Source organism: Geodermatophilus sp. SYSU D01119 (assembly GCF_054049975.1).
Window position 1 is genome coordinate 62,461 of the sequence record NZ_JBJGYL010000013.1, and the last position, 11,197, is coordinate 73,657.

14 protein-coding genes are annotated in these 11,197 nt (G+C 77.5%); 8 read left to right on the forward strand and 6 right to left on the reverse strand.

Annotated features, from left to right (window positions below; genetic code table 11):
• Window positions 1-52: 52 nt before the first annotated feature.
• Window positions 53-610 (forward strand): DinB family protein, encoded by a 558-nt coding sequence (locus ACI79X_RS12320; protein ID WP_457025688.1) that lies wholly within the window; start codon window positions 53-55, stop codon window positions 608-610.
• Here ACI79X_RS12320 and ACI79X_RS12325 read toward each other — a convergent pair.
• Entirely contained in the window at window positions 607-1,185 is a 579-nt protein-coding gene (locus tag ACI79X_RS12325) for an LOG family protein (protein ID WP_457025689.1), read from the reverse strand. The two genes, ACI79X_RS12320 and ACI79X_RS12325, sit on opposite strands and share 4 nt — an antisense overlap.
• A gap of 6 nt (window positions 1,186-1,191) precedes the next feature.
• Complete coding sequence (locus ACI79X_RS12330; protein WP_457025690.1) at window positions 1,192-1,650, reverse strand: MaoC family dehydratase; 459 nt, start codon at window positions 1,648-1,650, stop codon at window positions 1,192-1,194.
• Between the two features lie 66 nt (window positions 1,651-1,716).
• On the opposite strand from ACI79X_RS12330, the gene ACI79X_RS12335 reads away from it, so the two are divergent.
• Window positions 1,717-2,208, forward strand: a complete 492-nt coding sequence (locus ACI79X_RS12335; protein ID WP_457025691.1) for an NUDIX domain-containing protein — start codon at window positions 1,717-1,719, stop codon at window positions 2,206-2,208.
• 9 nt (window positions 2,209-2,217) lie between these two features.
• Here the strand turns inward: ACI79X_RS12335 and ACI79X_RS12340 are convergent, their stop codons facing one another.
• Complete coding sequence (locus ACI79X_RS12340) at window positions 2,218-3,021, reverse strand: endonuclease/exonuclease/phosphatase family protein (RefSeq protein WP_457025692.1); 804 nt, start codon at window positions 3,019-3,021, stop codon at window positions 2,218-2,220.
• Window positions 3,022-3,151: 130 nt separating this feature from the next.
• On the opposite strand from ACI79X_RS12340, the gene ACI79X_RS12345 reads away from it, so the two are divergent.
• The 4 genes from ACI79X_RS12345 (at window position 3,152) to ACI79X_RS12360 (ending at window position 5,958) form a co-directional block, all read left to right on the forward strand.
• Window positions 3,152-3,922, forward strand: coding sequence for a hypothetical protein (locus ACI79X_RS12345; protein ID WP_457025693.1), 771 nt, complete (start codon window positions 3,152-3,154; stop codon window positions 3,920-3,922).
• 53 nt (window positions 3,923-3,975) lie between these two features.
• Window positions 3,976-4,866: a 1,4-dihydroxy-2-naphthoyl-CoA synthase gene (locus ACI79X_RS12350; protein ID WP_457025694.1), complete on the forward strand. Its 891-nt coding sequence runs from the start codon at window positions 3,976-3,978 to the stop codon at window positions 4,864-4,866.
• On the forward strand, window positions 4,863-5,210 hold the full coding sequence (locus tag ACI79X_RS12355; RefSeq protein WP_457025695.1) for a hypothetical protein: 348 nt from the start codon (window positions 4,863-4,865) through the stop codon (window positions 5,208-5,210). Before ACI79X_RS12350 ends, ACI79X_RS12355 begins: the two co-directional genes overlap by 4 nt.
• A gap of 133 nt (window positions 5,211-5,343) precedes the next feature.
• Window positions 5,344-5,958, forward strand: coding sequence for a TetR-like C-terminal domain-containing protein (locus tag ACI79X_RS12360; RefSeq protein ID WP_457025696.1), 615 nt, complete (start codon window positions 5,344-5,346; stop codon window positions 5,956-5,958).
• A 10-nt stretch (window positions 5,959-5,968) separates the two neighbouring features.
• Here ACI79X_RS12360 and ACI79X_RS12365 read toward each other — a convergent pair whose 3' ends face one another.
• Complete coding sequence (locus tag ACI79X_RS12365) at window positions 5,969-6,688, reverse strand: TetR/AcrR family transcriptional regulator (protein ID WP_457025697.1); 720 nt, start codon at window positions 6,686-6,688, stop codon at window positions 5,969-5,971.
• Window positions 6,689-6,940: 252 nt separating this feature from the next.
• Between ACI79X_RS12365 and ACI79X_RS12370 the strand changes: the two genes are divergently transcribed.
• Window positions 6,941-8,056 carry an NDMA-dependent alcohol dehydrogenase gene (locus tag ACI79X_RS12370; RefSeq protein ID WP_457025698.1) on the forward strand — a complete coding sequence of 372 codons (1,116 nt, stop codon included), beginning with the start codon at window positions 6,941-6,943 and terminating at the stop codon, window positions 8,054-8,056.
• Window positions 8,057-8,085: 29 nt separating this feature from the next.
• Window positions 8,086-9,036 (forward strand): Gfo/Idh/MocA family protein, encoded by a 951-nt coding sequence (locus ACI79X_RS12375; protein ID WP_457025699.1) that lies wholly within the window; start codon window positions 8,086-8,088, stop codon window positions 9,034-9,036.
• Between the two features lie 13 nt (window positions 9,037-9,049).
• Here the strand turns inward: ACI79X_RS12375 and ACI79X_RS12380 are convergent, their stop codons facing one another.
• Together ACI79X_RS12380 and ACI79X_RS12385 are read right to left on the reverse strand one after the other, a co-directional pair.
• Entirely contained in the window at window positions 9,050-10,219 is a 1,170-nt protein-coding gene (locus ACI79X_RS12380; protein ID WP_457025700.1) for a glycosyltransferase, read from the reverse strand.
• Window positions 10,216-11,178 (reverse strand): glucosyl-3-phosphoglycerate synthase, encoded by a 963-nt coding sequence (locus tag ACI79X_RS12385; RefSeq protein WP_457025701.1) that lies wholly within the window; start codon window positions 11,176-11,178, stop codon window positions 10,216-10,218. The genes ACI79X_RS12380 and ACI79X_RS12385 overlap by 4 nt, the downstream gene beginning before the upstream one ends.
• Between the last annotated feature and the right edge of the window lie 19 nt (window positions 11,179-11,197).

Here is an 11,197-nt window from a genome sequence, read left to right on the forward strand (position 1 = left end):
CGCGCCGCGCGGCCAGCCGGGGGCTGTCGGGACCGCGCCCGCGCGGCGGAGGATGGCGGCCGTGAGTGCACCGGACGAACGGGACCTGCTGCTGCGGATGCTCGAGAACCAGCGCGCCGGACTGCGCAACGCCCTGCTGGGCCTCACCGAGGAGCAGGCCCGGGCGCGGCCCAGCGCGAGCGAGCTGTCGCTGTCGGCGCTGGTCAAGCACGTGACGCAGGGGGAGCGGGTGAACGTGGCCGGGCGGATCGGCCGCCGCCCGCACGCGGTGGAGACCGATCCGCAGGCCGAGTGGATGGCCGGCTTCACCGTGGGGCCGGGCGAGACCGTCGAGGTGCTGCTCGACCGCCTGGCCGAGGTGGCGCGGGAGACCGAGGAGGTCGTGCGCGCCGAGCGCGACCTCGACCGCGTCGTCGAGGTCCCCGACGGCGTGGCGCGGTGGCTGCCGCCCGGCACCGTCCTCAGCGTGCGGTGGCTCCTGCTGCACCAGATCGAGGAGCAGGCCCGCCACGCCGGGCACGCCGACGTCATCCGCGAGTCGATCGACGGCAAGGGCGCCTGGCAGCTCGAGGCCGAGGCGCAGGGCATCGCCGCGCCGGGCTGGCGCTAGCGGGCGGCCCACTTCCGCGGCGGGTGCTCGTAGCCCTCGACGAAGGCCAGCAGGCCCGCCGCGTCCTGCACCACGCCGAGCGCGTCGAGCCGGCGCTGCTCGAGGTAGCCGTCGTCGGCCATGCGCCGCAGCTGGGCGAGCAGCGGCTGCCAGAACCCGTCGACGTCGAGCAGCGCGACCGGCTTGGCGTGCAGGCCGAGCATCCCCCAGGTCCAGGCCTCGAAGAGCTCCTCGAGGGTGCCGGCGGCGCCGGGCAGCGCGACGAAGGCGTCGGCGAGCTCGGCCATCCGCGCCTTGCGCTCGTGCATCGACCCGACGACGTCGAGGCGCGGCAGGCCGGGATGGGCCAGCTCGTCGTCGACCAGGTGCTGCGGGATCACCCCGACCACCTCGCCGCCGGCGGCCAGGGCGGCGTCGGCCACCGTGCCCATCAGCCCGACGTGCCCGCCGCCGTAGACGACGCCCACGCCGGCCGCGGCCAGGTCGGCGCCCAGCGCCGCGGCGGCCGCGCGGTGCGGCTCCGGCCCGGGCCGGCTGCCGGTGAAGACGGCGACGCGCACGGGGGAGACGCGCACCCGCCGTCAGCCGCCGTAGTAGCGGTAGACGGGCTCGGCGATGCAGGCCGGCTTCTCGCTGCCCTCGCGCTCGACGACGACCGCGAGGGTCAGCTGCAGCCCGCCGGACACCTGCTCGGCGTCCTTCAGCGTGGCGGTCAGGCGCACCCGCGAGCCGACGGGCACCGGGGAGGGGAAGCGCACCTTGTTCAGGCCGTAGTTGACGCCCATCGCGGTGTCGGTGACCACGAACACCTCGGCGATCAGCGGCACCAGCAGCGACAGCGTGAGGTAGCCGTGCGCGATCGGGCCGCCGAAGGGGCTCTCGGCCCTCGCCCGCTCGACGTCGACGTGGATCCACTGGTGGTCGCCGGTGGCGTCGGCGAAGGTGTCGACCCGGTCCTGGGTCACCTCGAACCAGTCGCTGGTCCCCAGCTCGCGCCCGACGAGCCCGGGGAGCTCGGCCATCGTGGTCGTGGTGGTCATCGTGCGTGCTCCCGTCGTCGGTGGCGGCGTCCCCGCCGGATCCTGCCAGTGCGGTTCACTGGACGCGTGGGGAGCAGCGGGCTGACGCCGACCGACGGCTGGACCACCTGCTCGCTCGGCCACCGGCACTGGGGCCGCGCGGGCGCGGCCGGCCTGCTGGTGCACCGCGACGGCGCCGAGGGCCCCGAGCTGCTGCTGCAGCACCGGGCGCTGTGGTCACACCACGGCGGCACGTGGGGCACCCCGGGCGGCGCGCTGCACCTCGGCGAGAGCCCCGAGCAGGGGGCGCTGCGCGAGGTGGAGGAGGAGCTGGGGCTGCCGGCCAGGGCCCTCGTGCTCGGCGCCCGCTCGGTCGACGACCACGGCGGCTGGGCCTACACCACCGTGCTGGCCCGCCCGGCCGGCGAGCTCGACCCCGCGCGACTGGAGCTCGACGGCGAGAGCGCCGGCGTCGCGTGGGTGCCGCTCGCCGGGCTGCACCAGGTGACGCTGCACCCGGGGCTGGCGGGCTCGCTCGACCGGCTGCGCCCGCTGCTGGAGGACAGCCCCGCGGCCTGATCTCGCGGGTCAGGCGTCGACGGTCACCGTCAGGGCGCGGTGGTCGCCCACCCGCATCGCGCGCACCGCGGCGTCCCGCGCCGGTACCGGGCCCAGGGCGAGCAGGTGGTCGAGCTGGATGCGCGGCTCGTGCGCGGGGAAGCTCGGGCCGCTGACCAGCCGGGTCGCGCCGAGCAGCCGGGCCGGCACCCCGCCGGGCAGGTTGAGGTCGCCGGCCACGACGACCGGCCCGGGCAGCGTCGCCGCCCACCGCCGCAGCCGCCGCAGCTGGCGCACCGCGGTCGGCGGGGAGAAGGAGAGGTGGGTGGCGACGACGGTGAGCCCGTCGAGGCAGGCGGCGACCGCGACCCGCGGCTCGTCGGGCACCCACCAGGTGCGCACCCGGCCGGTGGCGGGGTCGGGGGCGCGCAGCGGCAGCCGGGCGCGGCCGGTGCCCAGCCCGAGCACCGCCCACCCCCGCACCGGGCGCCGGGACACCAGCGCGACGCCGTAGACCGGCCCGTCGACCGCGCCGCCGGGGCCGCGCAGCGCGGGCTCGGCGGTGGTCCAGGTGCCGCGGAACGGGCTCGGGGTGCCGTGCAGCGTCGCGGCCGCCCGCCAGTCGGCCGCGCCCAGTGCCCGGGCCACGGCGGCGGCCTGGTCGGTGCCGCCGGAGCGGGGCTGGCCGCCGTCGACCTCCTGGACGGCGAGCACGTCGACGTCGAGCTCGGCCACCGCGGCGGCGAGGTCGGCGGGGGCGAGCACGCGGCCGCCGGGGCCACGGCCGGAGGCCAGGTTGAGGGTGCCCACGCGCAGGGCGGCGCCGTCGGGCACGGGCCCGACGCTAGCCGGGGACGGTCACCCGTGCGCGGTCCCGCGGTGGACGCGCAACCCCGCGGCTGGTACCTCGTTGTACCGGCGGTGTGAGGGCGGTCGCACCCACCTCGACGGAGAGGAACGGCTGATGAGCGCGCGGCACCGTGCGACCGACGTCGTCGCGACCGGACGGCCGGACCCGGCCGAGGAGGTCGCGCCGGCCCCCGAGACCGCCGCGCAGCGCCTCACCTGGCGGGTGCTCATGTCCTTCGCCGTCACCGGCCTCGTCGTCGCCCCGCTCATGGCCACGGCCGGCGCCGACGCCGCGGGCGCCGCCGCCGGGGGTGGCGCGGGTGGCTCGGGGGTCTACGCGGCCGAGGGAGCCCCCGGCGGGGCCTCCGGGTACGCCCGCCTGACGCCGTCCTTCGGCGTCCCCGGCACACCCGACGGCTACCTGTTCCCCGGCCTCGGCACCACCGCCTCGTCCTCGCAGGGCGCCGGCGGCCGGGCCGCGTCGCCGTCGGCAGGTCTGTTCGACCTCGGCGGCAACGCCCCGTCCGCCACCCCCGCGCCGGGCGCGGCTCCCGTGGTACCCGCGGCCGGTGCGCCAGCCACCGGCGCCCCGGCGCCTGCCCCGGGCACCCCGTCCTCCGGCGGGACCACCACCGCCCCGGCCGCGCCCGCACCCCCGGCGTCCGCCCCGGCACCCGCCCCCGGCCCGGCACCCGCGCCGGCCCCCGTCCCGCCGCCGGCCGCCCCGCTCGCACCGGTGACCGAGCCGGTGGAGGAGCTCGTCGAGGACGTTCCCGGCACGGTCGGCGGGGTCGTGGAGGACGTCACCGGCACGGTGGGGGGCACGGTGGGGGGCGTGGTCGGCGGCGTCACCGGCGGCGTCGGGGGTCTGCTCGGCAGCCCGTGACCACGCGTCCACCTCCGGCGGCCGGGCGTCCCGGACGCCGCTAGGTTCGGGGCATGAGTGCCCGCGACGACGTCTCGGAGATCTTCGACAGCGCCGCGTGGCAGCCGGTCGACGGGTTCGACTTCGGCGACATCACCTACCACCGCGCCGTCGACGCCGGCGTCGTCCGCATCGCCTTCGACCGGCCCGAGGTGCGCAACGCCTTCCGGCCGCAGACGGTCGACGAGCTGATCACCGCGCTCGAGCACGCCCGGTTGTCCACCGACGTCGGCTGCGTGCTGCTCACCGGCAACGGGCCGAGCCCGAAGGACGGCGGCTGGGCGTTCTGCTCGGGCGGCGACCAGCGGGTGCGCGGGCGCTACGGCTACGAGCACGAGGTGGGCCGCTCCAGCGGCCGGCTGCACGTGCTGGAGGCGCAGCGGCTGATCCGCTTCATGCCGAAGGTCGTCGTCTGCGTCGTCCCGGGGTGGGCCGCCGGCGGCGGGCACAGCCTGCACGTGGTCAGCGACCTGACCCTGGCCAGCGCCGAGCACGCCCGCTTCAAGCAGACCGACGCCGACGTCGGCAGCTTCGACGGCGGCTTCGGCTCGGCCTACCTCGCCCGCCAGGTCGGCCAGAAGTTCGCCCGGGAGGTCTTCTTCCTGGGCGAGGAGTACTCGGCGGCCGACGCGCACGCGATGGGCATGGTCAACCGGGTCGTGCCGCACGCCGAGCTGGAGCGCACCGCGCTGGACTGGGGGCGGCGGATCGTCGCCAAGAGCCCGACCGCCCAGCGGATGCTCAAGTACTCGTTCAACCTGGTCGACGACGGCCTGGTCGGCCAGCAGCTGTTCGCCGGGGAGACGACCCGGCTGGCCTACATGGCCGAGGAGGCCGTCGAGGGCCGCGACGCCTTCCTGGAGAAGCGCGACCCCGACTTCTCCCGTTTCCCCTGGCACGTGTGAGCGGAGGACCTGTGATCGTCGAGGTGGTGGGCGGCGCCGACGAGCGCCCCGAGGTGCGGGTCGTCGACACCGACGACCTGACGACGCTGCACCTGGCACTCGGCCAGGTGACCGACGAGGAGGCCGACCGGGCGCTGCGGGACGCGGGCCTGGGCCGGATGGAGGACGCCGACACCGGCGTCCTCGACGCCGCGGCCCTGCGCGCCGCGGCCGAGCCGGACGCCGACGTCGCCGACTGGGGACGGCGCTGGGACGGCATGATCGAGTTCGCCCGCGGGCGGGGGTGGGTCAGCGAGGACGGCGCGTTCCTGCAGGTCCACGTCGAGTCCGCGGCCGGCGCCTGACCTCCGGAGAGCCCCGTGCAACGCGCCGTTCCAGCAGTGGGGGCTGCGGGGGACCGGTCGGGTGACGCGGGCCCCCGGTCGTTGTGGTGACTCCACCGACAGGCCAGTATGAGGCCGTGCACAACCTGATGACGTGCGAACGGACCCGCTCGTGAGCGGCACGCCCGGGCGCCCGCTGAGCGCCGAGCTGTCCGAGCAGCTGGTCGCGGTCGCCGTCGACATCCTCGCGGAGGAGGGCTGGGGCCGGCTCAACAGCGACCGCGTCGCGGCCCGCGCCCGGGCCGGCAAGGCCGGCATCTACCGGCGCTGGCCGTCGATGTCCGCGCTCGCCCGGTCGGCGGTCAGCCGCTTCACGCTGGTCACCGTGCCCGAGGACGAGGGCTCGCCCCGGGCGGACCTCGCCGCGCTGGTCGCCTCCTGGCACCGGCCGCTGTCGCGCGAGGAGCGCGCCGTGGCCAGCCTGGTCGGGGCCGCCCGGCACGACGAGGACCTGCGGGCCGGGCTCGACGCCGCCCTCGTCCGCCCGTTGACCGAGGCCGTCGAGGCGCTCGGCAGCCGCTGGTCCGAGCGGGGCGAGGAGGTGCCGGCCGAGCGGCTGGCCCTGCTGCGCTCGGTGCTCGAGGCCTTCTGGTGGCAGCGGCTGACCGTGGCCGGCGACGGCGCGCTCGTGGCCGAGCACGTGGAGCAGGTCGTCGACGACGTCCTGCTGCCGATCGTGGGGTCCGCCGTGGAGCCGGTCGCGAGCTGAGGGCGGCGGGTCAGACGGCCCGCAGCGTCCCGGCGTCGGTCCCGGCGACGGTCCCGGCGGCGGTCCCGGCGGTGGTCCCGGCGGCGATCCCGGTCTCGAGGTCGGCCTCCAGGCGGGACAGCAGCCGGTCGGTCAGCGCCCGCACCTCCTCGACGAGGGCCGGCACGTCGGCGGGCTCGGGCAGCGGGTCGCGCAACGTGAGGACCAGCGACCGGGAGACCGACAGCCAGGTGGACGCCACCAGCCGGGCGGCCAGCCGCGGGGACGTGGTGACGCCGGCCGGCGGCTCCTCCGCGAGAGCCTCCTCGAGCGCGGCCGCGAGCAGCCGCTCGGCCTCGTGGTGCAGTTCGCGCTCGGCGGCCTGCAGCGCCGGCGACCGGTCGAGCGCGGTGACGGTGCAGCGGCCCTCGGGCTCGCCGAGCCGCTCGGCGAAGCCGGTCATCGACTCGACCAGGTGCTGCCGGAGCGCGGCCAGCGGGGGGACGCCGACGGGCCGGTCGCGGACGGCGTCGGCCGGTCCGGTGACCCACGGCGCCCGCCCGGACCAGTAGAGCTCCTCCTTGGTCGCGAAGTGGTTGAACACCGTCTGCACGGCCACGTCCGCGGCCGCCGAGACGTCGGCGATGGTGACGGCGTCGAACCCGCGCTCGGCGAACAGGCGCTGAGCGGTCGCGAGGACGTGCGCGCGGGTCAGCGCCTTCTTCCTCGCGCGCAGGGACTGCTCACTCACGGTTGAAGGCTAGCAACGCACCGTTGCGACTCCGGCGTCATCGGGAACGCCTTCAGCCTGACGGGGCATCCCGGCGGCGCAACAGGGGTGTCGGGCATCCGGACGATCCTGCCCCGGACTCCCCGGTCCCGCAGGGCGACCCGGTGGCACCGGGTGCCACCCCGCCGTCGGCCGGGCGGAGCCGGTGGGGTTGGCTGGGCGCCGGACGGCGCCGACGGGGACGCCGCCGCATCGGAGGAGGGCCGGACGCCGGTGAGGACCAGGGGAGCGGTGCTGCGCGAGGCGGGCACCGAGTACGAGATCGTCGACCTCGAGGTCGTGGACCCCGGTCCCGGCGAGGTCCTGGTCGAGATGGCCTACGCGGGCCTGTGCCACTCCGACGAGCACCTGCGCCACTCCAACCCCGGCGGGCGGTACCCGATCGTCGGCGGCCACGAGGGCTCCGGCGTCGTCCTGGCGGTCGGCCCCGGCGTCACGGGCGTGGCGCCCGGCGACCACGTCGTCACCAGCTTCCTGCCCGCCTGCGGGCACTGCCGGTACTGCGCGACCGGCCGCTCCAACATCTGCGACAAGGGCGCCACCATCGGCATCGGGCAGCTGCCCACCGGCACCTATCCCTTCCGGCTCGACGGCGAGCCGCTGGGCGGCTTCTGCATCGTCGGCGCCTTCGCCCGGCACACCGTGCTCAGCGAGTACTCCTGCGTGCGCATCGACCCGCACCTGCCGCTGGACACCGCCGCCCTGCTCGCGTGCAGCGTGCCCACCGGCTGGGGCTCGGCGGTCTACTCCGGCGGCACCCGCCCCGGCGACGTCGTCGTGGTGGTCGGCCTCGGCGGGGTGGGCGTCAACGCCGTGCAGGGCGCGGTGCACGCCGGGGCGGCGCACGTCATCGGCGTCGACCCGGTGGCGATGAAGCGGGAGTTCGCGCAGACCCTGGGCGCCACGCACACCGTCGCCGACGCCGGCGAGGCGGCGCAGCTGGCGCGGCACCTCTCGCGCGGCACCGGCGCGGACGTCGTCGTCGTCACCGTCGGGAAGATGTCGGCGGAGGTCATGGCCGGGGCGTCGGCGTGCCTGGGCAAGGGCGGCACGCTGGTGCTCACCGCGCTCGCCGACCACCCGCGCGAGGGCCACGTCGACCTCAACGGGCAGATGACCACCGTCTTCGAGCACCGCGTGCAGGGCTCGCTGTTCGGCTCGTGCAACCCGTTCCGCGACATCCCGATGCTGGCCCGGCTGGCCGAGGAGGGGCGGCTGGAGCTCGGCTCGCTGGTGACCCGCCGGTACTCCCTCGACGAGCTGAACCAGGGCTACCGCGACCAGGCGGCCGGCGAGACGGTGCGGGGGCTGCTGGTCCACGGGGATTGACGCCCGCCGCGCCGGGGCAGGTGGCCGGCGTGGCCCTGCGGGTGGGACTGGTCGGCGCCGGCGGCGTGGGCGCGCGGCACGGCCGCACGCTGACCGGACTGGACGACGTCGAGCTGGTCGGGGTGGCCGACGCCGTCCCGGCCGCGGCGCGGGCGCTGGCGGGCGCGCTCGGGGTGCCGGCGCTCGCGCCGGACGAGCTGCTGCGGTCGCGGCCGGACGCCGTCTGGCTCTGCGTGCCGCCGTTCGCGCACGGCGAGCTCGAGCTCGCGGTGGTGCGCGCCGGGCTGCCGCTGTTCGTGGAGAAGCCGCTGGCCGCGGGGCTCGCCGTCGCCGAGGAGGTGGCCGCCGCCGTCGCGGCCGCGGGCGTGCCCACGGCGACCGGCTACCACTGGCGGCACCTCGACACCGTGGCCGCCGCCCGGGAGGTGTGCGCCGCGCACCCGCCCCGGCTGGTGTCGGCCACGTGGCTGGACAGGGTGCCGCCGCCGGCCTGGTGGTCGCGGGCCGACCGGTCCGGCGGCCAGGTGGTGGAGCAGGCCACGCACGTGCTCGACCTGGCGCGGCTGCTGGCGGGCGAGGTGGCCGAGGTGCAGGCGGTGCGCGCGCCGTCGTCGGACCCCGGCCGCGACGTCGACGACGCCACGGCGGCGGTGCTGCGGTTCGCCTCGGGCGCGGTCGGCACGCTCACCGCCGCCTGCGCCCAGCCGGCCAGGACCCGCGCCGGCCTCGAGCTCTCCTGCGCCGGCGCGGCGGTGGAGCTGACCGAGACCGCGCTGACGGTGACCACCGCCGAGGGTGTGCAGCGCCGGGAGCCCGCGGTCGACGCGCGCACCGCCGTCGACCGGGCCTTCGTCGACCTGCTCACCGGCGGGCCGCGCGCCGCCGGGCTGGTCGACTACGCCGAGGCGCTGCGCACCCACCGCCTCGCCGTCGCGGTGGCCGAGTCGGCCCGCACCGGCGCCGCCGTCCGCCCCGGGTAGGGCCCTTGTCGCGCTATCGGCTCCCCAAGGGCTGCAGGGGAGCCGCCGCGGCCGCGCGGGCGACCACCTCGGCGTAGAGCTCCTCGTAGGCCGCCGCCATCACCGCCGGGGCGAAGCGTCGCCGCGCCTCGGCCGCGCACACCTCCGGGTCGATGGTGCCCACCCGCCGCAGGGCCGCGGCCAGGCCCGCCTCGTCGACGGCGAGCAGGCCGGTGCGGCCGTCGTCGACCAGCGAGGGCAGGCAGCCGCGCGGCGTCGCGACCACCGGCGTCCCGGCGGCGAGCGCCTCGCACACCGCGGTCCCGCCCGGCTCGTCCCACCGCACCGGCGTCAGCAGCGCCCTCGCCCGGCGCAGGAGCGCGTCCTTCTCCGCCCCCGCCACGCTGCCCACCCAGCGGGCGCGGTCGCCGTCGAGCAGCGGCGCGACCTCCCGGCAGAACCAGGCGACGTCGGGGTGGCCGAGCCCCGGGTGCCCGGGCGTGGCCGCCGCGGCGTCGAGGTCGGCCGGGCCGGCGAAGGGGCCCACGGGGCCGGCGAGCACCACCGGCACCCCGGCGGCGGCGCAGGCGCGCACCGCGGTGTCGGTGCCCTTGAGCTCGCAGATGCGGGCGAGCACGAGCACGGCGGCGTCGCGGTCCTCCCGGGGCAGCGGCGGGGGTCCGTCGACCGGGACCGACAGCGGGACGGCGGCCAGCGTCTGGCGCCGCAGCGCGGCCGGCCCGCGGGCCACCTGGCTGTCGGAGACCCCGGCGAAGAACACCCGGCCTCGGCCGTCGAAGCGCTCGTAGAAGGAGGCGTTGCGGCGCAGGTCCCAGTGCAGCGTGGCGAGCACCGGCGGGGCGGCCGGGCCGAGCGCGCCGAGCACCGCGGGGCCGACCACCTCGAGGTGGGTGTGCACCAGGTCGAACGACCCGGCCGCGACGGCGTCGGCGACGGCGAGCGCGTGGGCGTGCGCGTCGCCCACCACCTGCGGATAGGGCAGGCCCAGGCGCTCGAACCGGCCGGTGGGGAAGGCGCTGACCAGGCCGTCGACCGGGAGCGGGGAGTCGCCGGAGGCGGCCAGGACGACGGTGTGCCCGCGGGCGCGCAGCTCGGCGGTGAGGGTGGCGACGACGTTCTCCAGCCCGCCGTAGCCCGGCGGGGGCACCGGCAACCAGGGGCCGGCGTCCATCAGCACCCTCACGACAGCGGCCCGTGCTCGCCGGAGGCCGCGCGGACCGTGCGCATCGGCGGTCGCTCGGTCACGCCGACGTCCCAGCTCACCGCCTCCACGCCGTCGGCGGTGCGGAGGAACTGCAGCAGCTCCGACGACGGCCGCCCGGCGCCGGGCCGGCGGGCGATCGCGGTGGACAGGATCTGCCCGGCCATCCGCCCGAGCGCCGCGTCGGACTGGTGGCTGTGCCGGCGGGTGCCGAGGTCCACCTGGGCGAGCGCGTCGACGCCGGCCAGCCCCGCGAGGTCGACGAGCAGGCCGAACTCCACGCCGTAGCCGGAGACGAACGGCACCCGCTCGAGCAGCTCCCGGCGGCCGGCGTACTCCCCGGACAGCGGCTGCACGAACCCGGCGAGCTCCGGCCACCAGGCGTTGAGCAGCGGCCGGGCGAGCAGCTCGGTGACCCGCCCGCCGCCCGAGGGGACGATGCCCTCGGCGGTGGTGAGCGGCCGGTCGTAGAGCGCCTTGACGTAGCTGATCGCCGGATCGGTGAGCAGCGGGCCGAGCAGCCCGACGACGTACTGCGGGTCGAACCCGACGAGGTCGGCGTCGACGAAGACGACGAGGTCGCCGCTCGTGGCGTGCAGACCCTTCCACAGCGCCTCGCCCTTGCCCGGCACCCGCCCGTGGGCGGGCAGCACGGTGGCGGTGTCGACGACGGTGGCGCCGGCCTCCGCGGCGACGGCGGCGGTGCGGTCGGCCGATCCGCTGTCGACGACGACCACCTCGTCGACCAGCGGCGCCTCGTCGACGAGGGCCCGCCGGATCGCACCGACGATCGCGCCGACGGTGGGCTCCTCGTCCAGGGCCGGCAGCACGACGCTGACGGTGGTGCCCCGGGCCCGCTTGGCGTCGGCGAGCCCGGCGGCGCACCACGTGCCCGCGCTGAAGGTCCGCCGGCGCAGCCAGCGGGAGACGTCCGGTCGCATGGGTCTTCTCCCCATGGTC